17 protein-coding genes are annotated in these 26,211 nt (G+C 47.8%); 8 read left to right on the top strand and 9 right to left on the bottom strand.

Annotated features, from left to right (window positions below; translation table 11 throughout):
* Positions 1 to 132: 132 nt before the first annotated feature.
* From dnaE to arr, 3 genes are read left to right on the top strand one after another with little or no spacing between them, the layout of a single operon-like run.
* Positions 133 to 5,094 carry a DNA polymerase III subunit alpha gene (gene dnaE, locus NCI00_RS15920; RefSeq protein ID WP_253529126.1) on the top strand — a complete coding sequence of 1,654 codons (4,962 nt, stop codon included), beginning with the start codon at positions 133 to 135 and terminating at the stop codon, positions 5,092 to 5,094.
* A gap of 43 nt (positions 5,095 to 5,137) precedes the next feature.
* Entirely contained in the window at positions 5,138 to 5,737 is a 600-nt protein-coding gene (locus NCI00_RS15915) for an HD domain-containing protein (RefSeq protein WP_253529123.1), read from the top strand.
* Positions 5,738 to 5,750: 13 nt separating this feature from the next.
* Positions 5,751 to 6,182, top strand: coding sequence for an NAD(+)--rifampin ADP-ribosyltransferase (gene arr / locus NCI00_RS15910; RefSeq protein WP_253529121.1), 432 nt, complete (start codon positions 5,751 to 5,753; stop codon positions 6,180 to 6,182).
* A gap of 48 nt (positions 6,183 to 6,230) precedes the next feature.
* Here the strand turns inward: arr and NCI00_RS15905 are convergent, their stop codons facing one another.
* Positions 6,231 to 6,875, bottom strand: coding sequence for an NAD(P)-dependent oxidoreductase (locus NCI00_RS15905; RefSeq protein ID WP_166560623.1), 645 nt, complete (start codon positions 6,873 to 6,875; stop codon positions 6,231 to 6,233).
* A gap of 291 nt (positions 6,876 to 7,166) precedes the next feature.
* Here NCI00_RS15905 and NCI00_RS15900 point away from each other — a divergent pair, with 291 nt between their 5' ends.
* The 3 genes from NCI00_RS15900 to NCI00_RS15890 are packed head-to-tail and all read left to right on the top strand — an operon-like array spanning position 7,167 to position 10,370.
* Complete coding sequence (locus NCI00_RS15900; protein ID WP_253529120.1) at positions 7,167 to 9,584, top strand: alpha-L-rhamnosidase-related protein; 2,418 nt, start codon at positions 7,167 to 7,169, stop codon at positions 9,582 to 9,584.
* A 19-nt stretch (positions 9,585 to 9,603) separates the two neighbouring features.
* Complete coding sequence (locus NCI00_RS15895; protein ID WP_253529119.1) at positions 9,604 to 9,903, top strand: DUF202 domain-containing protein; 300 nt, start codon at positions 9,604 to 9,606, stop codon at positions 9,901 to 9,903.
* Positions 9,904 to 9,914: 11 nt separating this feature from the next.
* Positions 9,915 to 10,370 carry a GNAT family N-acetyltransferase gene (locus NCI00_RS15890; protein WP_253529118.1) on the top strand — a complete coding sequence of 152 codons (456 nt, stop codon included), beginning with the start codon at positions 9,915 to 9,917 and terminating at the stop codon, positions 10,368 to 10,370.
* A 69-nt stretch (positions 10,371 to 10,439) separates the two neighbouring features.
* Here NCI00_RS15890 and NCI00_RS15885 read toward each other — a convergent pair whose 3' ends face one another.
* The 6 genes from NCI00_RS15885 to NCI00_RS15860 form a co-directional block, all read right to left on the bottom strand.
* Complete coding sequence (locus NCI00_RS15885) at positions 10,440 to 13,421, bottom strand: amidohydrolase family protein (protein WP_253529117.1); 2,982 nt, start codon at positions 13,419 to 13,421, stop codon at positions 10,440 to 10,442.
* Positions 13,422 to 13,535: 114 nt separating this feature from the next.
* Entirely contained in the window at positions 13,536 to 14,999 is a 1,464-nt protein-coding gene (locus NCI00_RS15880; RefSeq protein ID WP_253529116.1) for a SusD/RagB family nutrient-binding outer membrane lipoprotein, read from the bottom strand.
* Between the two features lie 52 nt (positions 15,000 to 15,051).
* Positions 15,052 to 18,279 carry a SusC/RagA family TonB-linked outer membrane protein gene (locus NCI00_RS15875; RefSeq protein ID WP_253529114.1) on the bottom strand — a complete coding sequence of 1,076 codons (3,228 nt, stop codon included), beginning with the start codon at positions 18,277 to 18,279 and terminating at the stop codon, positions 15,052 to 15,054.
* Between the two features lie 333 nt (positions 18,280 to 18,612).
* On the bottom strand, positions 18,613 to 19,446 hold the full coding sequence (locus NCI00_RS15870) for a ferritin-like domain-containing protein (protein ID WP_253529112.1): 834 nt from the start codon (positions 19,444 to 19,446) through the stop codon (positions 18,613 to 18,615).
* Between the two features lie 13 nt (positions 19,447 to 19,459).
* The gene (locus NCI00_RS15865) at positions 19,460 to 20,161 is read right to left on the bottom strand and encodes a ferritin-like domain-containing protein (protein ID WP_253529111.1); all 702 of its coding nucleotides are present in this window, start codon (positions 20,159 to 20,161) and stop codon (positions 19,460 to 19,462) included.
* Between the two features lie 174 nt (positions 20,162 to 20,335).
* Positions 20,336 to 20,806 carry a hypothetical protein gene (locus NCI00_RS15860; protein ID WP_253529110.1) on the bottom strand — a complete coding sequence of 157 codons (471 nt, stop codon included), beginning with the start codon at positions 20,804 to 20,806 and terminating at the stop codon, positions 20,336 to 20,338.
* Positions 20,807 to 21,038: 232 nt separating this feature from the next.
* On the opposite strand from NCI00_RS15860, the gene NCI00_RS15855 reads away from it, so the two are divergent.
* Entirely contained in the window at positions 21,039 to 21,299 is a 261-nt protein-coding gene (locus tag NCI00_RS15855) for a hypothetical protein (RefSeq protein ID WP_253529109.1), read from the top strand.
* 74 nt (positions 21,300 to 21,373) lie between these two features.
* Here the strand turns inward: NCI00_RS15855 and NCI00_RS15850 are convergent, their stop codons facing one another.
* Positions 21,374 to 22,489, bottom strand: a complete 1,116-nt coding sequence (locus NCI00_RS15850) for a Gfo/Idh/MocA family protein (protein WP_253529108.1) — start codon at positions 22,487 to 22,489, stop codon at positions 21,374 to 21,376.
* A gap of 149 nt (positions 22,490 to 22,638) precedes the next feature.
* Between NCI00_RS15850 and NCI00_RS15845 the strand changes: the two genes are divergently transcribed.
* The gene (locus tag NCI00_RS15845; RefSeq protein WP_253529107.1) at positions 22,639 to 25,173 is read left to right on the top strand and encodes a M14 metallopeptidase family protein; all 2,535 of its coding nucleotides are present in this window, start codon (positions 22,639 to 22,641) and stop codon (positions 25,171 to 25,173) included.
* A gap of 120 nt (positions 25,174 to 25,293) precedes the next feature.
* On the opposite strand, the gene dapA is transcribed toward NCI00_RS15845, so the two are convergent.
* Positions 25,294 to 26,178 carry a 4-hydroxy-tetrahydrodipicolinate synthase gene (dapA, locus tag NCI00_RS15840; RefSeq protein ID WP_253529105.1) on the bottom strand — a complete coding sequence of 295 codons (885 nt, stop codon included), beginning with the start codon at positions 26,176 to 26,178 and terminating at the stop codon, positions 25,294 to 25,296.
* Positions 26,179 to 26,211: the final 33 nt, after the last annotated feature.

Genomic DNA, 26,211 nt, shown 5'->3' with positions numbered 1-26,211 from the left:
AACACTACATGCAATTCTCCCACCTCCACTGCCACCGAAGCGTCGGTCCGAACCCAATACTCCCTGCTCGACGGCACGACTGATAGTTTAGGATTTTAATTTGATTATAAAAACATTGATTAATACCCCAACATGCAATTCTCCCACCTCCACTGCCATACCCAATACTCCCTACTCGACGGCGCGGCCGATATTAAAAAGCTGTTTAAGAAAGCCAAAGCCGACGAGATGCCCGCCATTGCCATCACCGACCACGGCAACATGTTCGGTGTGTTTGAATTCGTGGCCGAAGGCCACAAAACGGGCATCAAGCCCATTGTGGGCTGTGAGTTTTATTTGGTGGAAGACCGCCACAAAAAGCAGTTTACCAAAGAACAAAAAGACGTACGCCGCCACCAACTGCTACTGGCCAAAAACGCCGAAGGCTACCGCAACTTAGCCAAACTTTGCTCGCTGGGGTTCATTGAAGGGATGTATGGCAAGTACCCGCGTATCGACAAAGAACTGTTGGTAAAATACCACAAAGGACTTATCGCCACTACCTGCTGCATTGGGGCAAGTGTGCCGCAGGCCATCATCAAAAAAGGGGAAGAAGCTGGGCGACAAGAGTTTAAATGGTGGTTGGATTTATTCGGTGACGACTACTACGTAGAAATTCAACGTCACGGTATACGCGACCAAATCATTGCCAACGACGCACTACTCAAATACGCCAAAGAGTTCAACGTCAAGGTGATATGTTCCAACGACAGCCACTATGTAGAACAAGACGATGCCAACGCGCACGATATTTTGCTCTGTGTAAACACCGGCGATAAACAAGCCACCCCCACCAATAAGGATTTTGACGACGCCAATCCGATGCCCAAAGGCACCCGCTTTGCGTTTTTCAACGATGAATTTTATTTCAAAACCAAATCCGAAATGCTCAAGACGTTCAGCGACCTACCCGAATCGCTGGACAATACGCAGGAAATCGTGGATAAAGTAGAATTACTGAAGCTCAACCGCGACATTCTGCTGCCCAACTTCCCCATTCCAGAAGAATTTAAGAAGCACACTATTTCTCAAATGATTGACTTCAACGGCAAGATGAAAGAACTCACCGCCGACGTCCTCAATCAGTGGGAATACCTCAAACACTGGACCTTTGAAGGCGCACGGAAGAAATACAAAGAGATTACGCCCGAAATTGAAGAGCGCCTCAACTTTGAGTTGAACACCATCAAAAACATGGGTTTCCCTGGCTACTTCCTCATCGTGGCCGACTTCATTCAGGCGGGCCGCGACATGGGCGTACTCATCGGCCCTGGGCGCGGCTCGGCGGCGGGGAGCGCGGTGGCCTACGCGATTGGTATCACCAACATCGACCCCATCAAGTACGACCTGCTGTTTGAGCGTTTTCTCAATCCCGACCGTATCTCCATGCCCGATATTGATACGGACTTCGACGACGAAGGCCGCCAAAAAGTGATTGATTATGTGGTGCAGAAATACGGCAAAAACCAAGTAGCGCAAATCATTACCTACGGCACCATGGCCGCCAAATCGTCCATCAAAGACGTGGCGCGGGTCATGGACCTGCCGCTGGCCGAAGCCAATGCCGTGGTGAAGTTGGTGCCTGATAAGCCTACTTACAACATGAACCTGAACAAGGTTTTTAATGTACCCATCGAAAAAATGGCGGAAGTCATTTCGCCCGATGAGGTCGAAAACCTGAAAAAACTGCGCGAAATGCTCAAAGGCAACGACCTCACTGCCAGAGTATTGAAGGAGGCGCAGAAGCTGGAAGGCACCGTCCGCAACGTGGGTATTCACGCGGCAGGGATTATCATTGCGCCCGAGGATTTGACCAATCTGATTCCCGTTAGTACATCAAAAGAATCAGAATTGCTCATTACGCAGTACGAAGGAAAAATCATTGAAGATGCGGGCGTTATTAAAATGGACTTTTTGGGGTTGCGCAACCTCACCATCATCAAAGAAGCCCTGCGCATGATTGAGGCCAACCACGGCGTCAAAATCGACATCGACTATATTCCGCTCGACGACCCCAAAGTTTTTGAACTCTTCCAACGCGGTGATACCAACGCCGTGTTCCAGTTTGAATCCGACGGCATGAAAAAATACATGCGCGAGCTAAAACCCGACCGTTTTGAAGACCTCATCGCCATGAACGCCCTCTATCGTCCTGGGCCAATTGCTTATATTCCCAACTTTATTAATCGTAAACATGGACGTGAAAAGGTAGAGTATGACCTTCCCGAAATGGAAGAATACTTGGCAGATACCTATGGGATTTGTGTGACAGGCGATACGCTCATTCATGATGCTAAAACGGGAGAAAGAGTACGTATTGATAGCCTTCAGCACCGTGTAGGCACGTTCTGGGTACAGGGAGTAAACGAAGCTTTGCAGCCCGAAAGCGCCCCTATTACCCATTGGGTCTGCAACGGTGAAAAAGAAGTGTTAGAACTTACATTAAAAAATGGTAGTCGCGTGAAACTTACCGCCGACCACCAAGTTTTGACCGAAACAGGCTGGCGTAAAGCAGGAGAATTAGGTGTAGGAAGTGCCATTGCTACACCTCGAAAATTGCTGGTAGAAAATGAAAAGGAATACGACCGTGACAAACTGCGCGTTTTGGCCTACATTTTAGCCGATGGCTCATTGAGTGGTTGTGGTGCTACTGCCGATTTTGTTTCAAAATCCCCCGAACTGATTCATGCTTATACCGATAGCCTGAATGCCTTTGAACGCGTGGAAGCCCGCACGTTACAACAAGTACGAGACGTAACCCGTGTGATGGTGGCAGGCACTGAGAAAACGCATTACCACGAAACCAATTCGTTGGTACTTCAACTACGTGAATGGGGATTAAAAACAATGAAAGGCGGTTGTCGTTCAGACGAAAAATTTGTGCCTGAGTTTATTTTTGGCCTTTCGGAAGATAGGATTGCTTTTTTCTTGGCATCACTTTGGGATTGCGATGGTCATATTGCCCATGATTTATGCCATTTCAAAACCATTTCGCCACGATTGGCCAACGACGTCAAGACCTTACTTTTACGGTTAGGAATATATAGTACCACTTACGAATCTCATTATCATAATAATCGCCGTGACCAAGAAATGACCGCTTACCAAGTGACGGTCTATAACTTGAAATCATTTGCTGAGTTCATTGCCCCTCATTTGGTTGTGAAATCAATGAAAGAGGTAAAATTAACGGGTCACGAAGTACACGATTCTATTTCAAGACAATTATTTTTAGATGAATTGGGGCAAGTTTGGAAAGGGTCAGGACGAGGGCTAATGGAAAAATACGGTTTTGACCGTCAGCATCTTTTACCCCATAAGATTGAAAAATGTCCTCGCATTAGTCGTAGTGCCGTTTTGCCGCTCACCAAACAACTTCCGCTCGAACGCACTTCGCGGATTTTAAATGTTCGTTGGGAGGAAATTACTGAAATTCGGTCAATCGGTACGGAAAAAGTTTATGACATTACGGTAGCAGGAATCCACAATTTTGTGGGTAACAACATCATTCTTCACAACTGTACCTATCAAGAACAGATCATGCTTCTCTCGCAAAAGCTAGCCAATTTTACGAAAGGCGACGCCGACGTTTTGCGGAAGGCAATGGGTAAAAAGCAAATTGAAGTCTTGAACAAAATGAAGAGTAAGTTTGTGGAGGGCGGTAAGAAAAATGGCCTCGACGAAAAGAAACTCGACAAAGTTTGGACCGACTGGGAAGCCTTTGCGTCGTATGCCTTCAACAAATCGCACTCGACCTGCTACGCGTTTGTGGCCTACCAAACAGCCTACCTCAAATCGCACTATCCGTCGGAATACATGGCGGCGGTGATGACGAGTTCGTTGGGCAACATCGAAAAACTTACCTTCTTTTTGGAGGAATGTAAGGCCATCGGCCTGTCGGTACTCGGCCCCGACGTCAACGAATCTGAGCGGCGATTTGGTGTCAACAAACGCGGCGAGATTCGCTTTGGGCTGGGCGGTATCAAAGGCACGGGCGACGCCGCCGTGGAAAGCATCATCGAGGAGCGCGACAAAAACGGCCCTTACAAAGATATTTATGATTTTATGACCCGCGTCAACTTGCGGACGGTCAACAAGAAAACCATTGAATCGTTGGCCTACGCGGGGGCGTTTGATTTGTTTGAGGACTTCCACCGCGCGCAATATTTTACGACGATAGACGGGGAGCAACAAAATCTCATCGAAAAGCTCATCCGCTACGCCAACGCCGTGCAGGCCGAAAAATCCAACGCCCAAGCCTCGCTGTTTGGCGGATTTGGCGGCGGTCGGTCCGACATTGCGCGGCCCAAAGCGCCCAACGTGGAGCCATGGGGCGATATTGAGCGGTTGCGTTTTGAAAAAGACGTGGTAGGCTTCTACATCTCTGGCCACCCCCTCGACATGTTCAGGCTTGAACTGGACAACTTCTGTACCTGTACGCTCGACCGCGTCATGGCCACCTCCGAACTCGTCGAAACGAGCGACGAGGAAAGCCCCGAAACCACTGGGCCCGTCAACGTCGAAATCGGCGGGAAGCCACTGCTGTTTGGCAAAGACGTGACCGTGGCGGGCATCGTGAGCAGTTTTCAGATTCGGACCACCAAAACGGGCAATCCGTTTTGTATTTTCAAACTGGAAGACTACGCCGGCTCGATGGAAATGGCGCTTTTCGGCGAAGATTTCGTAAAGTTTTCGGCCTACATCCAAACGGGTCACTTCCTGTTTGTGAAAGGCAAAATCCAAAACCGCTGGAAGTCAGAAGACCAATACGAGTTTAAAATCAGTTCGATGCAGCTACTGAGCGAAGTGCGCGAAAAACTCACCAAAGAGATTCGGTTGCAGTTGGATCTAGACCTGCTCGACGGAGTGTTGGTGGCCAAGCTCAACGAAGCCGTGCAGGCGCACCCCGGCAACTGCTCGCTGTCGGTTTCGGTATTAGACAACCTCACCCGCACCGAGATAAAACTCCAATCTCGCCTCCACCGCGTAGCCCCCACCAACGCTTTTTTCAAACTGCTAGAAAGCATGGGCGGCGTGAAGTTTTCGGTGAATTGATGTAGAAAATTAAGAATGATATCCATGACCTCACACTTGAACAATGCAGACCGATAATTTATTAAAACAAGTAAGTTTCATCAAAGAGATAGACAAGTTGAAATACATTCAACGTAAAACTAAATTATTCAACAGCGATAGGCACGAAAATGACGCCGAACATAGTTGGCATTTAGCAATGATGACAATTGTGCTGGCCGAACATTCAGACAAACCCATTGACGTGCTGAAAGTTGTAAAAATGGTTTTAATTCACGACATCGTAGAAATTGACGCTGGCGACGCTTTTATTTACGACGCTCAAAAAAACCATACAAATACCGACGAAGAACTTATCGCCGCAAACCGAATATTTGGGCTTTTACCCGCCGAACAAGCAGAAGAATTTATTGCCATTTGGAAAGAATTTGAAGAAGGTGTGACCGACGAAGCAAAATTTGCCAAAGCAATGGACCGATTTGAACCATTGCTACAAAATACCTCAAATAATGGCGGTACTTGGACCGAATTCAATGTCCCCTATCAAAAAGTTTACGATAAGAAAAAAGCAATTAAAAACGGTTCGGCATCCATTTGGAGCTATGCAGAGAACTTAATCAACGAAAGTGTGGAAAAAGGAATTCTAATCAAAAAGGTTGACTGATCGCAATATAACAATGCAAACAAACAGCAGTGAAGACAAGCCAGACCTGAGTTTACATACATTTTATCATGGAACGAAGGCCAATTTGAAGCAGGGAGACCTGATTGAACCTGGCTTCAATTCAAACTATGGTAAAGGCAAGAAGGCGTCTTATGTCTATCTAACCGCCACCTTGGATGCGGCAATCTGGGGAGCGGAACTTGCTTTGGGCGACGCACCCGGCCGAATTTACATCGTAGAGCCAACAGGCCCCATAGAAGAGGACCCCAATCTGACAGACAAAAAATACCCGGGCAACCCAACCAAGTCTTATCGTACAAAGAGCCCGCTTCGGGTCTCGGGCGAGGTCACCGATTGGCAAGGACACGCCCCCGAACAGCTAAATGCCATGAAGGAGCACCTTGCGCGACTGAAGCAACTTGGGATTGAGGCAATCGAGGATTAAGTAAAAATGAACAATAGTGAGCCATTTTCAGACTCACTATTGGCAAATTTAGACACTGGCAATAAATGGCGCTTTTTTAACAAACGTTTGGGTAAACAGCTGTTGAATAAGAAAATGTGCCAAATCTGTCGCGCTTATTTTGTCCCCAAGACAATCTTCCAAACTGACACGAATTTGACCATATTCGTCGGTTTGTTCAATTAAAGGAAGTCTTACTAAAGTCCAATCAACCTCACTATTTGTCAAAATCTCAAATTCAGACTGCTTGTTAGCCGTTGAAATGGGATATTTTTTTCTCATCCATTCTGTTGCGAAAGCTGTTTTGGGGCTTTTATTATCCAAAGGAGTATCCACGTTCAGCCCAGTAGTTACGATATAACGATGAACATTATACTTGTTCATCGCCTGAATAACATTGGCAGTTGATTCGCTAAAGATGGTAGGTGCACTTGGAGGAATTCCCAAACCTAGTGTGCTAATTACGGCGTGACAACCTTTAACCAAGGTATCGACGGTGCTGTAAATCGTTACATCACCCTTAACAACTTCGATAAGTGGGCTATTGATAGGAAAATTATCGGGGTTTCTGAGAAGAATTTTGAGTTGAAACCCTTGATTTATTAGTTGCTTTACGAGGTATTTCCCTGATTTACCCGTACCGCCAATTACTGCAATTTTTATATTATTTTTCATTCTCGTTCTTTATAAAATTTGAGCAAACAATTACATCCGTATTTATCCAAATAGACAAAACGAACCAGCAAAAGCCTTTTGGACTTTCGTAACAAGAAGCGTCAATATTTTATAAAGAGATTTTAATAGGTCAAAAGTACAAAAAATAGGACATTACACAAGCCGATGGCCTATTACCAAATTATGGGTAACACAAATAAGATGGAAAGTCAACTACGCTATTCCAAATTGAACTCCTTGCGTAGAGTGTCTGTAATTATACTAATTTAGGGGCGATAATTATTCAAACCTATGATGAAACATAAACACTTCCTTGGATTCTTTTTCGCGTCAGGAATCAGCTTTTACCTTCCCGCGCAAAAGGTTATTCCGCAAAGCATTGCCCCCGTTTTTGCCCATGCCGAAAGCATCACTGGCCGACCAAACTACCTCGATAGTCCTTTCAACACCGCTGGTGACCGGCTCTACATGGTAGGTCACCAAAACGGCACGTTTCCCGATTTGGGCTGGCACGTCAAAGGCGAAATGGGCGGCATTTGGCATCATCCCATCAAACTCATGGACGGTTTTGAGGCGAGCGTCACCACCGACGGTGCCACCGTAGCTCTCACCAAGGCCGATGCGTTTGTCAATTACCCGTTTGGCAACAAACATATTTTCAATACTTTTTCAGAAAAAATAACCGTCGAACGCCTTCAATTTGTACCCGATGGAAAAAGTGCGGTCTACGTCGAGTTTTTGGTCAAAAACAAGACCAACAAAAAACTCAATGTGACGCTAGACCTCAAAGCTATTTCCAACCTCATGCCCGTTTGGCTGGGTGAGCGCACCGGAATGGTGGACGGGAAAGATGCCGCGACCTATCATTCGGTGGACAATTTTTGGGTCGCCAAAGACGCCCTCAATCCGTGGTATGCGGTGTATGGTTCTAGCATAAAGGGAACCCCCTCAAGTACTTCAGAAGCCAATCTCACCAAGCCCAACGCCTCAACGACCCGCACCCAATACACCTTTGAAATCGCGCCGAATGGCGTTTTTAGCTTTCCGTTGATTATTGCGGGGTCTTCCAAAAGCGAAGCCGAGGCCATTCAGGCCTTTAAGGAAGTGCGCGAAAATGCCTTTGCGTTGGTTTCAAAAAAGAAAGCAAGATTTGAGCAAATCAATCAAAAATCCCGCATTACGCTCAACGACAAAGAACTTGAAACGGCGTTTCGTTGGGTCAAATACAACACCGACTGGCTCATCGTCGACGTGGCGGGCCAAGGCCGGGGCGTGAGTGCAGGCCTGCCCGATTATCCGTGGTGGTTTGGTGGAGACATGGTCTACACCCTCAAAGGGCTGGTTGCTACTGGCCAAAAGTCGCTGACTTACAGCACGATTGACCTCATCCATCGCATCTCCGAAAAGACCAACGGCAACGGCCGAATCGTTCATGAAGTATCTACGAATGGGGCGGTTTTTAATCCGGGCAACGTCAACGAAACGCCACAATTTGCGTCCCTGATTTGGGATGTTTTTTGCTGGACGGGCGACCGAGCATTTCTGAACAAATACTTTCCTGGCATTGAAAAAGGGCTGGATTGGCTCATCAAAGAAAACGACAAAGACGGCAATTCGCTGCCCGATGGCTTTGGAATGATGGAGATTCACGGCATGAATTCCGAGATGATTGACGTAGCGGCCTACTCCCAAAAAGGCTTTGCCGATGCGGCCCAAATGGCGGCGATTTTGGGAAAGAATGCGTTGGTAAAAAACTACCAAGGCAAAGCAGACCTCATCAAAGCAAAAATCAATAAAGACTTTTGGGTGGAAGAATTTGGCTCGTATGCTGATTTTATCGGCACCAAAGAACAAGCATTGCATTTGGCCCAAGATGCCATCGTGCGCGCCGATACCCTCAAAAAACCTTGGGCAGTCAAAGAACTCAAAGACACAAAAGCCAAAATTGAAACTTACGAAGCTGGCCTGAAAAAGGGATTTGTGATGCACCACAACTGGGTCGTCAATACCCCGATGGAAATGGGCATTGCCGACAAAGAAAAGGCCCTTGCGGCGTTGGAAACCGCCAAAAAATTTACCAACCCCTTCGGAATGTTTGTGACGGGCATCGACCGCGACGAAACAGCTGGCACCGATGAAGGCTCTTTTGCAGCCGTATCCGACAAAAAAATATTTACCTACACGGGTGCCGTCATGACGCTACCCACGGGGGTGCAAGCCGTGGCCGAAAACAACTATGGTCGCCCTAATGAGGCATATAATTTGCTCAAAAAGATGACCAAGTCGTTTAGTTACGCGTTTCCCGGCTCCATTTATGAGGTTTCGCCCGACTACGGCATGATGACCCAAGCCTGGAACATGTACGCTTTTGGGGAGCCCATCATCAAGCAGTTTTTTGGCATCAAGCCCCTCGCCTACCAAAAACAAATCACGCTTTCGCCGCTGCTCCCTGCCGCCTTGACAGAAGGAAAAATTGAAAATGTGATCGTCGGAACAAATGAAATTTCGGTTACGTTCAAACAAACGACGGGCAGCGATACGTTTAATATCAACCAAAAATCAGCCGATTGGAAAATCGTTTTGGCCCAGCCCAAAGGCAAATATGCCCGATGGATTTTGAACGGCAAACTGGTGCAACCCCAAACCGTCGGCGATATAGAGCAGGTTTCAGTTTCGGGGAACGCTGTTCGTTTAGAACTTATCAAGTAAAAAAAACAGCCACTAGAAAATGGACAACACTCAAAACAAGGACCTGATTTTACGGGAAAAACTGGCCATCCAACGAACAATTTTGGCCAATCAATCCACTTTTTTGTCATTTTTGCGCACGTCGATGTATTTTCTAGTGGCTGGGCTAAGCATGAAAAGTCTGTTGAAAATAGAAAGCGCTTTGTCCATTCAACTCCTCTTCTTTGGGTGTTCATTCAGCCTTCTCACCGTGGGTACTGTCAACTATTTCAGACAAAGCAAAAAAATAAAGGAAAGTGAAATCCACATTGGCAATTACAAAAAAGAGCATCTCGAATAAATACCCATCCAATGGAGATAAGAAAATACAAAAGTGCTGATCAAGAACAGATTATCCAACTCCTACGTCTCAACACCCCCGAGTACTTTTCGCCCGACGAGGAGGAAGATTTAGTGTATTATTTAGCGCACCACGTCGAATACTATTACGTGGTGGAGATAGCTGGCGTGGTGGTTGGTTGCGGCGGCATCAACCTCGCCGACGACGGCCTCACGGCCAAAATATCTTGGGATATTGTACATCCTGACCACCAAGGAAAAGGCATTGGCAGTGCTTTGACAAAGTACAGAATCGAAAGAATCAGGGAAATGGAAGGGATAAAAACCATTTCGGTCCGAACGTCGCAGTTGGTGTATCCTTTTTATCAAAAATTCGGTCTCGAACTCAAAGAAATCGTGGAAGATTTTTGGGCCGAAGGCTTCGATATGTACCGCATGGAATGTGATTTAGAAACGACCCAAGACTAAGTTTACTCACGCAAAGTCGCCGAAAACAGACTCTTTGCGTCTCTGCGACTTTGTGTGAAAAAATGCGGCTTAAGGCCGTTTCAACAACTCTTCCAACGTATATACTTTTCCATTGACAAGCACGTAGCGTACGCGCTGTGCATCATGAATATTTTGGAGAGGATTGCCTTCTACGATGCTGATATTGGCAATTTTTCCCACTTCCAACGTCCCCAAATCTTTATCAACATTGAGGCTTTTTGCAGCATTAATCATCGACGTTTGTAAGGCTTGAAAGGGCGTAAACCCGCTTTCTACGTAGCTCCACAGTTCTACGTGCAAGCTCGTACCGTAGGGCATAATGGGCGAATCGGTGCCGCTCGTGATGCGCGCTCCGCTGTCCAGCAGGCGCTTGGCAACTTTGCCCGAATTGGCATAATTCAGCACAATGGCCGAAGGCTGGCTTTTCATCTGTTGGGCAGTCTCCAACATTCCAGCGCGGTAATAGGCGGGATACAATTGCCGAAACTGCGGCGTATCAAACAGGCTCGTATCTTTCGTGATGGTGCTCCAATACCCACCCGAAAGCGCCAATGTAGGCGTAATCACCATTTTTGATTGACTGATGATTTGCACTACATCGTCATAGCTGTGGGCCGTTGAGGTCAGCTTGGGCGAATACCCCCGGCGACTCGTTGCGCCAAGGTGCTCCACCGCATCCACGCCGTACCGGGCAGCAGGAAAAATCTCGTGCGACGATACCGTCATGCCGTTTTGGTGGGCATATTCGGTGATTTTTTGCTGCCATTCATCGGGCATCCGCACGTAGGTTTTGATAAGGTCGTAGCCCAATCGGTTGGCGCGGTTGAGTTCGAGTTTAAGCTGTGCTTCGGAGCCGATGGCCGTGGCCATGTTGTAATAAATGCGACCACCGTCGGTGAGGGCTCCCGTCAAAAAGTGAAACGGCCCCGGGCGCTTACCGCTGTGCCATGCTTCACGCTGCTCTACGGCATCATACGGGTCAGAACCCGGCTCACGCACCGTCGTAATGCCGTAGGCCAACCAAATCCGCCCCGTTTTTTCACCAAACTGCGCATCGAGGTGAGAATGGGTTTCAAACAATCCGGGCATCACAGTCAGGTTGGACGCATCTACTTTGCGGTAATTGGCGGGGTAATTAGTGCGGTGCGGTTGAATTGCTTTGATGCGACTATCTTCCACCACCAAGTCGACGTTGGTAAGTAATTTTTCATTTTTCCCGTCAAACAACCGCCCTGCATGAATCACGACGGTGCCTTTGGGTTTGGCGTTGGTCCACGTCAAATCAAACGGAATATCCTGCTTGCTAGTGTCGGCGAGGGCTACTTTCCGAAGGTGGTCGGTGGCCACATACACCAACGATTTTGAATCACCCGTCCACGTAGGCGCTTCGGCCAACTCCGACGTAACGGCGCGAGGTTGACCCTTAAATTGACCGTCTTCGTTGACATCAATGACCCACAGCAAAGCGTCTTTGACGTAGGCCAGTTTGGTGCCATCGGGCGACCAAGTCGGGCCGTTGCGGTAGCGCATCGCGGGGGTTTGGTAGGGTATGGGCGTATCGAAACTAACCGCTTGTCCGCTCTCGGAATTGACCAATAAAAACTTGCTTATCCCTTCACGAAACTTGGAAGAATACGCTTCCAGTGCCGCCAGCAACACGTATTTTCCATTCGGCGACCACGAAGGCTGCCCTGGCTGAAACATGGGTTTGTAGACCGCTTTGGTCACATTAGTGGTCAAATCCATGATTTGCAGCACCGTTCCCACGGCCAGCGTATTGCGCAGGCCCTGTTTCATGAACGCAATCTTCTTGCCGTCGGCCAACCACGAACCCTGAAATTCATCGTCAGATGTTTGGGTCAATTGAGTGACTTTTCGGGTCGAAAGCTCCAACGTGTACAAATCCATGTTGCCCGTTCGGTCGGCAGAAAAGAGTAGTTTTGCGCCATCTGGCGACCACGCCAAGTCGGTTTCATAATACACATCGTCGGTCAGCTTTACGGGTTTAGGTAGGCCAATCGTCAGCAGCCACACATCACCGAGCGCAATAAAAGCCACTTGCTTGCCATCAGGCGATACCACTGGGCTACGAATGCCTTTTACTGTTTTTAAAGAAGGGCCGTCAAAATCGTAGATTTTTCGTTGATACACGGGCGTACTGACCGTCATCGTCACCTGAAACGGCACTTCTACGCTACCACCATCTTCGTCACCACGCCGCTTGATTTTTCCGTCAGTAGTATACAAAATACTCCCATTAGCCGCCCACGCCGCCCGGAAAGGAAACACATCATCGCCCGTTTTGCTCAACGGAACAATTTTGCCCGTTGCCACTTCGACCGACAACAGCGACGTTTCGGCAACAGTCAATAATTGGTAACTAATCCATTTCCCATCTCTGCTCCACGCGGGCGCGCTCGGTGTGCCTTTTCCCGCTGGAGCGAGTAATTTTTCCGTACCATCCTCCAATAGCAGATAAATACCCGCGCCATTGGCCCGACTTGACGCAAAAGCCAATGTCTTGCCATCGGGCGAATAAGCAGGGGTATAATCGTGCTCCAAATGAGTGGTGAGCGCGGTAGCGGTACCCGTTGAAAGGTCAATTTTCCAGATGTCATAATTGCCTTTTCGGTCCGATGAGCAAACAATGCTTTTGCCATCGGGTGCCCAGAAAGGTTCGCGGTGGTCGTAGGGTCCAGAGGTGTGTTGTTTGAGCTCTTTTCCGTCTTTATTTACACTCCAAATATGGTACGTACCACCCCGATACGACTGAAAAGCAACCCGTTGCCCATCCGTACTCCAACAGGGTTGGCGGTCGTCGCCCATGCCATCGGTCAGTGATTTAGCCACTCCACCTTTGGCGGGAAGCGTGTAAATAGTTCCCTGCAAATCAATGGCAATGGTTTGGCCGTCGGGCGAGAGCGCCATCGCCATATTGGTTCCTTCATTGACCGTAATTTGTTTGGAATCCAGACGCTGGGCCGCGACGTGCATCGAAAAAAATAAAAATGCGATTGTATAAAATTTCATTTGCAGCAGGTTAAGATACAGAAAATAAAAAGGTTTGGGTGGAAACACGTTTGCCCATTTACTGGTCTGAATCAGCAAAGGGGCAAACGTTCCTAATACTACGAATAAAAGAGCTTATTTATAAATTGCCATCGCGTCAAACACCCCCGGCACAGGTTTGGGTGAAAGCGGATTTCCGTTGATTTCGTTTTGTGAATAGATAAAACGCATGGGCAATTTATCCCCCGCGTTGGGAGTCAACTTTATCCCTGTTGGGCTGGTGCGATTGCGGCGTTCGTCGTTCCAACCGATGGTTTGACAATAAAAAGCCACGTAGCGCTCCTCCAAAATTTCCCGCATGAGGGCATCATTTTGGGCAATTCCGTCGGTATTTTCCATGCCTCCTTTTACAAAATCAGCTTCTACATAAGGCAGGTATTTATACGAAAAATTGGCGGCTGTCACACTGTTGATGTAGCCGCCACCCGTGTTCATAAACGCCCGGTATTCATTCAGATACGCAAGTGCATCCGCAAAACTACCCGCCCGTAGGGCCATTTCGGCCTGAGTTAGTTTATTTTCCTGAAACGTCACCAACGGAAACGACGCATCTACGCTCATAAAACCTACCTGCGTGGCCCGTTTTTGGGTATTCGGCTCCACCCGATTGGGCACATTAACCCCCTGACGCAAATAATAAAAATTGAAACGGGCGGTTTCGTCGGTTTTGGCATTGCCCCGGTAGGTGGTGGTGAGCGTGGGGTCAATCAGTTTTAACAGATGACAAGGCGCATTGGCTTTGGTAACGGCCGCCCCATCGCCAATCCTACTCACGGCCAAGAAGTTATAAATAAAATTTTGATTTTGTCCCTGAATAACCCCGTGCGGCATGTACATAGAATTGGTGGCTTTGCTTACGCCTTTTGTCGCCGCGGCCGCCGCCAATGGGTACTCTTTGGTATCGGTATAAAACCGGGCTTTGAGCGTGTAGGCCACTTCAATCCACTTTTTGGGATCACCACCCAGCAGCACATCCGTGCCGGCACGCGGTACGCCCACGCCCGTTTCGAGGTCTTTGATGGCTTCGTCCAGCAGTTTTTGCACGCCAGCGTAGACTTCGGTTTGGGTATCATATTTTGCATTCGGAAATTCCTCCAATTGAGCCGCCTGCGAAAAAGGAATATCTCCGTAAAGCGATGTCATGGTGCCGATGTTGTGGGCCATGAGTACTTTGGTCATCCCCGCTAAAACCTTGACGCCCTGCGGTTCAATTTTGGCCAACAACAGGCGTGCATTGCGGTGAATACCGTAATAGCTGCTACTCCACATGCCGTCAAAATAAGAACCCGCCACGTTGTAAACGTGAAAATCGGCCCACTGACGGTCATAACCGAAGTAATAGCCGCTCCAAATACTCGACAAAAGCGAGTTGTAGCCTTCGTGTACCGAGGCCGCGGCCAACTCAATACCCGTAAACATCAGCTCTGCGGGCGCATCGGTCGGGTTGTTTAAATCATCGTTAAGATTACTCACGAGGGAGTCGCAGGCCGTCAGAGACAACGTGATGGCAAGGGCGGCGGTTGAAATATATTTTTTCATTTTTTGTGTCATTTTGGAGATTAAAAAATGTGGAAGGCTCGTATTTGTTTTATCAGTAATTGATTCTGACCGAAAAAACGACCGATTTAGAGCCTGGGTTGTTGAAGTAATCTTGACCACGACCGTTGCCAGTACCATTGAGCGACGTTTCGGGATCAATACCCACCACATCCGTCCAAAGCAATAAATTACGCCCCGTAGCCGATACACTAATCGAACCCAATTTGAGTTTTTCTTTCAACCAAGGGCTGCGCCAGTTGTAGGCAAGGGTAGCCTCGCGGAGTCGGGTCCAACTGCCGTCCACCATGAATTGTTCCTGCAAAGCACTGAATCCCTGCCCCAAAGTTGTGTACCAAGCTTGATCAAGCAATACGGGCCCTGCGCCAAAATCCTGAATATTGCCGCGTACTGCGCTGCCTGCTTCAAACACTTTTCCGTCGTAGTTTTTGAGGCCGCCAGCGGGAATCGTCACTTCATTTCCTACATCGGCGTGTGTTCCGAAATTATAGAGAACAGATTGGGTATTGGGCGCAAACGTGGAGCCTTGGAAGGTTTCAAAAAGCACATTGAGCGAGAAGTTTTTGTAATTGACATTGGTTCCGAAACCTGCCCGGTATTTGGGATTAGGATCACCAATCACACCGTAGGTAGGTGCCAATTGCGGAAAACCGTTGGCGTTCAAACTCAATGAGCCGTCGGCCTTACGGAGATACGTTCCGCCATAAAGCGCTGATAATGAATAACCAACTTTAGCTACTGAGCTGGTAAGCGTGCTAAATCCTCCCAAAACAATCTGGTCGGTTCCCGCCAAATCTTCCACCCGATTTATGTTCCGACTGATGTTTCCAATGAGTTGAATATCAAGCGCTCCTTGGCGAAACACCTCGGCCGAAACTTCACCTTCCCAACCTTTGTTAGACATGGTTCCGGCATTGGTATAACGACTCGTAAAACCCGTACTCGGCGCGGCGGCCACTTCTAGTAGCAGGTCTTTGATGGTATTGCGATAATACGTAAAGCCCAGCGAAAGGCGGTCTCTGAAGAAGCGCATATCGCTTCCGATTTCCCACTCCGTTTTACGTTCGGGACGCAAAAAAGCATCTCCCTGTTGCGACGACTGCACAAAAGCACCGTTGCCGTACGCCACGCCGCTGGCCGTACCGCCCCAGCCCCCCGAAAACTCCGCCGTCACAAAATCGGTCGTACTTCGGTACGGTTGCGGCTGTACACCCACTACGCCGTAAGACCCGCGTAGTTTGCCAAAACTCAACCAACCGATTTCTCTCAACGGGTCTAGTTTGGTAAACTGCCACGCCATATCTACCGAAGGATACAGAAAGGTTCGGTCGGTTTTTTCACCAAAAGGAGAGCCCGACTCCGCCGCCGCACCGAGGTTCAGATAAACTTGATCATAAAACCCAAAATTGGCAGTGCTGTAAAGTCGTGTGGTACGAATCCGGCGCTCTTCGTCAAAAGGAGTGCGGTTGGCTGCGGTGGAGTTGCTGGCATCCATCGGGCCATTGGGAATCAAGAAATTGACCATTGAGTAGCCCAAATTCAAAAAATCACGATTGTTGACGTTCCAACCCAAAATATACGTCCCCGAAATATTAGGCGTAATGTCTTTCACGGCGCGGGCTATCACATCAAAGTTAAGCTCGGTTTCTTTAAACATCTCTTCAGTATAACTTCCCGTGAATGCGCTCCCTGCCGAGCCTACTGGATAATAACTTTTGCGCGTATCGGTATAAGAATCTACCCCTCCGCGTGCTTTCAACTCAAACCATTTCTGCGGCTTGAAACTGATTTCGGTGGCGGTGATAAAACGGTCGACGAGCGTAGGGTTTTGCAACTCATTGATCACCCACAGCGGCGAATCATAAATGGGATTATCGTTGCCCAAATAGCGACGATAAGACCGTTGGCGCAAAATCGGGGCGGCCGTAGGAGAAGAATAGTAATAGCCTTTGTAATCAGTATCGTCAAAATCAGGGGGCGTGCGTACCATCCCCAAGTAAAGTCCGTTGACGTTTGACCCCGTCTGGATTCGATTCGATTTAGATTTAACGTATGAGGTCTTAGTCGAAAGTGAGAGCATATCTCCAAACTTACGGTCGGCATTGAGGCGGAAGGTAGTCCTGCGATAGTCACTTTGTCCGCGAATTATCCCTTTTTGGTTCAGGTCGCCCACGCTCAAATAATAGGTTCCCTGCTCATTTCCGCCACTGAGGCTTATGTTGTTATCCACAAAATATCCCGTCCTGAACACCTGATTGATGCGTTGATCGTTGTAGGTTTCTTTGGAATTTTTCTTTGTAATCGGATAATGCTTCGTTCCGTCTAGGGCTTCAAAATACTGCCCCGTGGTGTTGAATTCATCGGCGCCCCCCGAACGGTTTTCGATTTTATCCCCCCACGAGTTGGAGGCCGTAGGGCTAAAAACCCCGTTGACCCCCTGCCCGTATTTGTCTTGCATGGGGTGCAAAAGATTTACTTTATCAATGGAAACCGACGAGCTGAACGAAATATCAACTTTGTTGCTGTTCCGGCCTTTTTTGGTCGTAATCACCATCACCCCATTGGCCGCGCGCGAGCCCCACAGAGAGGCAGCGGCGGCTCCTTTAAGAATCTGCACATCCGCAATATCATTGGGATTCAGGTCATTGAGTCGCGACTGTTGGCGTACCCCACCAGCCGATTCACCAATGCTGCTATTGCTCATCGGAATCCCGTCAATGATGACCAAAGGTTGATTATCGCCAGTGATGGTGCTTTGCCCACGTATTTGAATGTACGAGCCTGCGCCTGGGTCACCTGATGAACGGGAGATTTGGACCCCGGCGGCTCGACCAGCCAAACCGTTGATAACGCCCGTTTCGCCCGTTCGGGCTATGGCTACGCCCGTTACTTTGGAGGAGGTCGCGCCTTGGATGTCTTTGTTTTGCTCAAAACCCAACGCCGTCACGGTCACTTCCATGAGCTGTTTGGTATCGGTTTTAAGCTTAATTAAAAAATTGCTTTGGTCGCCAATGGGCAATTCTTGGGTAGACATTCCAATGAATGAAACCACCAGAATTCCTCCCCCAGAAGGCACACTGAGGGCGAAATTTCCTTCAGAGTCAGAGTTGGCCCCTGTGTTGGTGCCTTTGAGCAAAACGTTGACCCCAGGTAGGACGGAGCCATTTTCGGCATCGGTAATTTTACCGGTAATCTTGCGGGTTTGTCCGTAGGTAGATATACCAATCAAACCAAGCAAAAGAATGAGTAGAGAACACTTCATAATGGGCATTTAGTTTGTTGTTTAGGTTAATTGTCAACATAACTTACTGACCAAAAGCGCTAACTCAAAATTTAATTCGGCTATTATGAGAAAATTTAAAATAGTTATTTAGATAATTAAAGATTCATACAGTTTGAATTTTCGTATTCTACAAAAAATATAATTTTATCGACAAAAAGTCATTATTTGTCTATACAGTTCTACTACTCAGCATTCTAAGAAACATACGTATTTGTACTTAACTTTTAAAAGCCGCCCGACATTTCATTTTTTAAGTATAAAAAAAGGGAGACTCGAAAGCCTCCCTTTTTTTGTACTGATTCTGACTCAAACCTACGAAGCGATAAACAACGTAGCCACGGCCAGTACTTGCTCTTTGGTCAATGGCTCGTCAAATGCTTCAGTGATGGCATTGGCCGAGAAGCCACCGAGCGTTTTGACATCTACCCCTGCTTGGGTGGTATTTTCTTCGCCATTATAAATGGCCTGAACAACGGCGTTATCAATGCCACTGTCTTTACCCGTTATCCACGGCTTGACCGAAGCGCCATTGGCTTTCCGCATCATACGGATATGAGCCGCATGACGGGCTTCTACCGAGTGAATATTGAGCGCGGCGGTGAGGACGGCATTTTGCTGTACCAAATTGGGGGCTTGTCCTTTGTAAGCACGAACGCCTGTATCTTCCAGCGATTGGGCAACGGCCAAAAACAATTGGTAATTGGTAAAAGCCGTGGCAAACGGCCCCGTACCAGTACCTTGCCCACCAGAAAAGTCAAACTTTGGCTCTGCAACTGGCGTTCCACCTGCTCCCGTAATGGCCGTTTTTAGAAAATTCACGTGCGCTTTTTCGTGGTTCATGATGGTCGTGATGGCCGCAGTGGGCGCTCCCGCAGGAATCAAGCCCGCACTTGCCAGCGCTTTTTCGTAAAAACGATACTCAAGGTATTCGAGGGTAAGCGCGTAGTTGAGCACATCCACCACATTGGTGGTCGATTGGCCGTAAGCCTTCTGAAACATACTGCCTACCGCCAGCGGCACCGCCGCCATGGTTAGTTTTTTACCTAAATCGGCAAAGTCACGCAGTGCCTTGCGGCGACTGTTGAGGCGGTCACTCATTTCAGGGTCACGCTCCTCAATCATATTTAATATTTTCAAAAAATCCATGATGTTCCCTTGGTTAGGCCAATGTACCGGCGTTGATTTTTGTTTTGATAAATGGAGCCGCCGCCATTAACACTGCCGATGGCTCTTTGGACATTTCCAAGCCGTTGGCGTCGATGACGGTGCTGTCGGCAAACGTGCCGTTGTTGATTAAATCACGGATATAGGCCGCATGACGTGCCTCTACCGACACGATTTTTCCAGCAATGGCCAGCAAATCGGGCGAAGTCAGGAAGCGTCCCGCTCCGTTGTAAGCTGCCACTCCCAAATCTTCAAAGGTCTTCGCGGCATTCAACACACTTTCACGTTTTGAGAAGTCAATAGAACTAAAATCCACTTCCAATCCACCAATGGCATTGACCCCAAGAGCCGCCTTGAAAAACTCGCGGTGTGCCATTTCATGGTCCCTGATGTCGGTCAATAAAGACCTTTCATCGGCGGTAATTCCCGAGAACTGAGACTCGATAACTCGCTGATAAAAAGCCGCTTCCAGTTGTTCCAATGCATACGCATAATTCAACACCGCGTTGTCGCCAGTACCAAAATTCACCTCTCCCGCCACAATCACTGGATCGTCCTCTTTACATCCCGTCAAAATCAGCGACGTAGCCGCTGCCGTTCCTCCAGCCCATTTGAGAAATGAGCGCCGATGCACACCCTTTACCAGCAAACCACTGTTGCTTTCAAGGGATGATGGTGTGTTTTTTAAAATGTTCATACAATTGGTTTGTTAAAAAATAGTACTGAAACTAATAAAGGCAAAAGCAAGGGGTACTCGTTTATCGTCTTTCCGCAACCGTTATTGCTTTACTTTTTAACGTACGGCATTCTTTGGGCAAATAGATTTAGAAGGTTTTTGATTTTTCTCACCAGAAACATCCTATGGCGCTAATTAATCTTTTAAGTCACGCTTGAGTTCGTCGATATTTTTCTGAAAATCCGATTTAAATTCTCTCCAATCGCGTTTCAATCCTCCTTTAAGCTCGGTAATATCATTGTCTACGTCCTTCAATCTAGCATCCAATCGGTCCCTTTGCGCCCGCAAACGAATCTTTTCAGAGCTGTTGGCTTTGTCTATATCGCGGTCTAACTTCTCAATACGGGTTTTTATTTCCATTCTTCTTTCCTCCATCGTCACCAAAAACTCCCGCTCTTCCTGCTTGAGTTCGGCCGAAATTTCTTCGCGCTTGGTGGTAGCCTCTTCCTTAGCTTCTGTCAAATCTTCGGTTACTTCGGCGCTTGCTTCTTTGGCTTCTTTTTGGGCCTCGGTCAATTCTTCTTGGGCATTTTCCTGCTTGCTTTCACAACCCACAAACACCAATCCCCCAACCAATAGCGCAACTGTTATTATGTACTTTTTCATAATTTTCAACTTAGATTTTAACGATAATTATTGATATGTTTTGATAGGGTAAAAACTTTGTACCAATCGGTAAATCAGCTAAAAGAGGGCAAAAGCCAGCCCCAACTTTCTACAAAAAGGGTAATAAACTACCCGACCCAAAAAACAGAAATAGCCCAATCAGGCATAAGGTAGGTGGTCCAATTGTTTATCATAAACAGGATAATGTATTCCTCCAAAACCGATAAAAGACATGCAAACACCTTCAAATAACAATTCAAGTGCATCCATTGGAAATTCTGCATCTGACTTGTGGATTCCAGATGCCGAGCAGCCCAACGAGGCCGCCAACGAAGTGTATGATGAACCAAAAAATCCCAGAAATTTAGCGCAGGAAGCCAAGGACTTTCCAGAATGGTCCATTCTTCAAAACACCCACGATGATGGCCAACCCGACGAGGCACACGACGCATTTTTGACGCCTTCAGGCCGAAGTTTTATTGACGAAGCATAAAAAACAGGACAATTACTTATCAAAAAAGGCTTGCCGATGGCAAGCCTTTTTTGATGAATGAGGTAGCTAAGAAGCTAAACGGGTACTTTCTTACCTCCCGCCGCGATGGATTTATAAATCGCTTCTATCACTTTCATGTCTTTCAACCCTTCTTCGCCCGATATATTGGGCTCAGGTTTTCCGTTCAGAATACAATCAGCCATGCCGTCCATTTGCCAAGTTTGGTGCATTTTGGTTGTGTCCCAGCTCATTTCGCCTTTGTGGGTGCGGCCTTTCATGGGGCCGTAGCCAAAAGCAGGACCGAGTTCGACAAAGCCCTTTTCGCCAATTACGTAGAGACGTTCAAAATTATTGAAATTGTAAGTAGTTGAACAGGAGGCTATTACGCCACTAGGAAAGCCCATTTGCCAGGTCACGGTCTCGTCTACTTCCTTAAATTTTATGGGGTCAGTTTTGGCTTCTTCTGCCGAAACCCAAATGGGCTCTTCACCCGTGGCGTAGCGAGCACCATTGATACAATAAATACCCACATCCATCAGGGCACCTCCTCCCGCGAGGGCTTTTTTGAGTCGCCATTGATTAGGGTTGCCGCTTTTGAAGCCGTCGTAGGTATTTACATGCATAATTTTGCCCAATTCGCCCGATTCTCGCATCCGTATCAATTCGCGGGTGTAGGGTTCGAAGTGCAGTCGGTAGCCGATATATAGCTTCACATTTGCTTTTTTACAGGCGGCAATCATCTCTTGGGCCTGTTTTACGCTGACGCTCATGGGTTTTTCACAAATGACGTGTTTGCCCATTTTAGCGGCCCGAAGGGTATATTCGTGGTGCATTGAATTGGGCAGCGTAATGTAGACCGCGTCGATGTTGGGATTATCTTTGATTTTTTCAAAGTCCTTATAATCGTAAAAATTGGCTTTGTCCAAACCGAATTTATCCGACCATTTACCGACTTTTTCGGGTGTTCCCGTTACTCCCCCCACCAACTTGGCTATTTTGCAGTCTTTCATGGCAGTAGCCACCCGCTCAGCATAACTTCCAAGGCCTACCAAGACCACCCGAAGTTGTTTGTCGGCTACAGGGCTAGTTTCAGGAAGTACGGCGGCCTGTGCTGGGGTCAGTGCAGATACCAAAGGCAGGGTGAGCGCCGAGCCACCAATCTTGAGAAGAAAATCACGACGAGATTTCATGAAGTTGTTACAGTTAGTTTCTCTAAAAAGCACCAATACGTCGTTTTCTATGGTTACTACGGCTAAATTTGTCAAATACATTCAAAAGAAGTTTGTCTATCTTTGTTACAAAAGTCCTTAGAATGCCATTTATCTTCAAACAAAACCCAATGAGAAAATTTACGTTCATTTTAGCAGGATTACTCCTGACGCTTCAATCCTTTGCTCAACTCCAATCTCCCCAACAATTTTTCGGTTTTGCCCCTGGCGAACAAATGGTTCCTACGCATCGGTTGTACCAATACGCCGACCATGCAGCCTCTCAGGTTCCTGCCAAGGTGAAAGTGATGTCGTATGGACAAACGTTTGAAAAACGCCCGCTGATGATGGTCGTGGTTAGTTCCGAAGAAAACATGAAGAACTTGGAGCAAATTCGCACCGACCACCTCAAAAGCATTGGAATGTTGGCCGGTCAGCCCACGAGCAAAACCCGCCCAGCTGTGATTTGGATGAGCTACAACGTACACGGCAACGAAGCCACCAACTCAGCCGCTTTCCCCAAAGTTTTACATGAGCTATTGGCGGGTGGAACCGTGTCTGAAAAAATCCTAAAAAATGCCGTTGTCATTCTCGCGCCTTGTCTCAATCCCGACGGCCACGACCGGTATGTAAACTGGTACAACCAAAAAATAGGCACTTCGCCCAACGCCAATACCTCCGCTTGGGAGCACGGCGAGCCGTGGCCAGGTGGTCGCTACAACCACTATTTGTTTGACCCCAACCGCGATTGGGCTTGGCAAACGCAGGAAATCATGCAACAGTTGGTTGCCGTATATCACCAATGGATGCCGCACGTTCACGGCGATTTTCACGAAATGGGCCCCAACAGTCCGTATTATTTTGCCCCTTCTGCCAAGCCCTACCACGAAGATATTACCCCTTGGCAACGCGAAATGCAGGATGTGGTCGGAACTTATAACAAACGTTATTTTGACCGCAACAACTGGTTGTACTACACCCGCGAGCGCTTCGATTTGTTTTACCCCAGCTACGGCGACACTTGGCCTACCTACAACGGTGCCATTGCGATGACCTACGAACAGGGTGGCGGCGGCATCGCCGGATTGGCATATGAGCGCACCGAAGAAGGCGACACCTTGCGCCTTACCGACCGCGTAGCCCACGTAGCAGCGGCCAGCATTGCCACCATGGAAGCCATTGCCGACCGCTCCGCTAAAGTGGTGGATGAATTCATTAAATTTTATGACCGTAACCAAAACAACCCGCTTGGCACTTATAAGTCGTACGTGATAAAAACCGCTGGCGAAGAAGGCCGTATCAAGGCATTGAAAGAGTTGTTGGACAAAAACCAGATTCGCTACGGATACGCCACCGACTCCAAGTCATTGACCGGTTATAATTACTTAAATCAAAAAGACGAAGCCTTCAAAACCGACGCTGGCGACTTGGTCATCAGCGCCTATCAGCCCAAATCCAACCTGTTGAAAATATTATTTGAAACCAAGCCAAAACTGGAAGATTCGGTGACGTATGACATTACGTCGTGGTGTGTTCCGTTGGCATTTGGGGCCAAAACCTACGGTGTTAAAGAGAAACTTACGCCGGGCGCGCAACCAACCGCCGCAACTCAACCCGCAACTGGAATGGTAAACAAGCCTTACGCGTACCTTGTCAATTGGAAATCAGCCGAAGATGCTAAGTTTTTGGCTGCCATTCTGAAACAAAAAATCCGCGTTCGGGCGGCCGAAAAGCCGTTTGAAATTGGCGGCAAGGCTTACGCGCAAGGAACGCTTGTCATTACCCGCGCAGGCAATGAGCAACTAGGTGATGCCTTTGACAAAATCATTCGGGCAGAAGCCACCAAACTTGGCGTAAACCTCAACGCCACCGAGGGCGGTGGTGCGACCAAAGGCTCTGATTTTGGTTCTGATTATGTCTTTAACCTGAAAGCAGCTCCGCGCATCGGCCTGATTGCGGGCGAAGGCACCTCAATGACCGCCGTGGGCGAGGTGTGGCATTTCTTCGATCAAGAACTCAAATACCCCATCACACTGATTGACCCCAACAGCCGTTTTACAAGCAGCTTACCGTTTGCGAAACTGGACGTGTTGATTATTCCGACTTCGTTTGGTGCAAATATCCTGCGCGAAAGCCAATTCCCTGCGTTGCGCGAGTGGTTGCGCGGTGGCGGCAAATTGATTTTGTTAGAAAACGCAACCTCATTGTTGGCCGACAAAGAAGGATTTGGCCTCAAAAACAAAAAAGAGGACGGCAAAAAAATGGACAAAAAAACATCGGCCGACTCACTCAAAGTATACGGCAACCGTGAGCGTGAGGCGGTTTCTGACGATACCCCAGGTAGTATTTACCGCATCAAACTTGACAATTCTCACCCGTTAGCTTTTGGTTTTCCTGACCATTTCTTTGCTTTGGTCAACAACACTTACAACTACGACTTCCTGAAAGATGGTTGGAACGTGGGGTATTTGAAGAAAGAAAAAGATAGCTACGTGGCTGGCTTTACGGGCAAAAATGCCAAAGAAAAACTACAAAATGCGCTGTTTTACGGCGTAGAAGAAATTGGTCGCGGCAAGGTGATTTACATGGCCAACGACCCGCTCTTCCGTGGTTTCTGGTACAACGGCAAACTGCTGTTTTCCAACGCGGTATTTATGGTTCCTTAACGAGAAGGTGGTACAGGTTTTCGTAGAATGTGGGGCAGGTTTCTCAAAACCTGCCCACTCTAAAGCAAAAGCGCGAGACTGGGTCTCGCGCTTTTGCTTTGTATATCAATGTCACAGAGCTTAGATCAGCCCTTCTTTTTCCATAATTGCTTTCAGCGTAACCCCCAGTTCGTCTGACGCTTTGACCAACGGCAAACGGACCTCACTGCTGCAAATGCCTTTGATTTCGAGGCACTTTTTGATTCCTACGGGGTTAGACTCAGCGTACAACGGTGCATCCATGTCCAGAAAACGGTACTGAATCGCGGCGGCTTCTTCCATGCGGCCTTCAATGGCGTGCCAGGTCATTTCGGTAAATTCTTTCGGGAATGCATTGGCAATCACCGAAATAACCCCTCTCCAACCCACGCTTACCATCGGTGTTACGTGGTTATCGTCTCCCGAAATCAAGAGAAAATCACTCGGACATTCGCTGGCGAGTTCCATGTACTGGTCAAAATTTCCACACGCATCTTTGATACCGATGATGTTTGGGTGCTTTGCCAATTCAGCGATGGTTTCTACCTTCATGTTGACCACCGTTCGTCCGGGTACATTGTACAGAAAAACGGGCACGGGGCTTGCGTCAGCAATGGCCGTAAAATGCGCAATCAGCCCTTTTTGCGAAGGTTTGTTATAGTAAGGACATACCGACAAAACTGCATCGACGCCCGTCAAATCTGTTTGTTTGAATGTTTCCAGCACTGCGCGGGTATTGTTTCCTCCCAACCCATACACAATGGGGAGCTTTTTAGGGTTGTTTTCCTGCACAAACTTCAGCAAATCGAGTTTTTCCTGTGCGGTGGTGGTCGATGTTTCTCCCGTAGTACCCTGTACCACAAGGTAGTTAACGCCACTATCGCTTACAAAGTGAAGGAGTTTTTGGAGAGCAGGAAAATCAATGTCGTGGTTAGCGTCAAAAGGGGTCACAAGCGCAACGCCTACGCCTAAAAATCTGGTGTCCATTGGGTACTTTTTCCGTTAGTTATTAATTGAGAT

The sequence above is a fragment of the Runella salmonicolor genome (genome assembly GCF_024158025.1).
Classification (GTDB): domain Bacteria; phylum Bacteroidota; class Bacteroidia; order Cytophagales; family Spirosomataceae; genus Runella; species Runella salmonicolor.
Note: the sequence above shows the minus strand (reverse complement) of the source record. Positions and strands in the feature narration are given on the sequence as shown.

Coding starts and splice junctions, on each gene's coding strand:
- NCI00_RS15870 (WP_253529112.1), bottom strand. CDS start 19,446: ATGGATTTTTTGAAAATATTAAATATGATTGAGGAGCGTGACCCTGAA.
- NCI00_RS15895 (WP_253529119.1), top strand. CDS start 9,604: ATGGACAACACTCAAAACAAGGACCTGATTTTACGGGAAAAACTGGCC.
- NCI00_RS15855 (WP_253529109.1), top strand. CDS start 21,039: ATGCAAACACCTTCAAATAACAATTCAAGTGCATCCATTGGAAATTCT.
- NCI00_RS15885 (WP_253529117.1), bottom strand. CDS start 13,421: ATGAAATTTTATACAATCGCATTTTTATTTTTTTCGATGCACGTCGCG.
- NCI00_RS15890 (WP_253529118.1), top strand. CDS start 9,915: ATGGAGATAAGAAAATACAAAAGTGCTGATCAAGAACAGATTATCCAA.
- NCI00_RS15860 (WP_253529110.1), bottom strand. CDS start 20,806: ATGAAAAAGTACATAATAACAGTTGCGCTATTGGTTGGGGGATTGGTG.
- NCI00_RS15900 (WP_253529120.1), top strand. CDS start 7,167: ATGATGAAACATAAACACTTCCTTGGATTCTTTTTCGCGTCAGGAATC.
- dapA (WP_253529105.1), bottom strand. CDS start 26,178: ATGGACACCAGATTTTTAGGCGTAGGCGTTGCGCTTGTGACCCCTTTT.
- NCI00_RS15905 (WP_166560623.1), bottom strand. CDS start 6,875: ATGAAAAATAATATAAAAATTGCAGTAATTGGCGGTACGGGTAAATCA.
- NCI00_RS15865 (WP_253529111.1), bottom strand. CDS start 20,161: ATGAACATTTTAAAAAACACACCATCATCCCTTGAAAGCAACAGTGGT.
- NCI00_RS15845 (WP_253529107.1), top strand. CDS start 22,639: ATGAGAAAATTTACGTTCATTTTAGCAGGATTACTCCTGACGCTTCAA.
- NCI00_RS15880 (WP_253529116.1), bottom strand. CDS start 14,999: ATGAAAAAATATATTTCAACCGCCGCCCTTGCCATCACGTTGTCTCTG.
- arr (WP_253529121.1), top strand. CDS start 5,751: ATGCAAACAAACAGCAGTGAAGACAAGCCAGACCTGAGTTTACATACA.
- NCI00_RS15915 (WP_253529123.1), top strand. CDS start 5,138: ATGCAGACCGATAATTTATTAAAACAAGTAAGTTTCATCAAAGAGATA.
- dnaE (WP_253529126.1), top strand. CDS start 133: ATGCAATTCTCCCACCTCCACTGCCATACCCAATACTCCCTACTCGAC.
- NCI00_RS15875 (WP_253529114.1), bottom strand. CDS start 18,279: ATGAAGTGTTCTCTACTCATTCTTTTGCTTGGTTTGATTGGTATATCT.
- NCI00_RS15850 (WP_253529108.1), bottom strand. CDS start 22,489: ATGAAATCTCGTCGTGATTTTCTTCTCAAGATTGGTGGCTCGGCGCTC.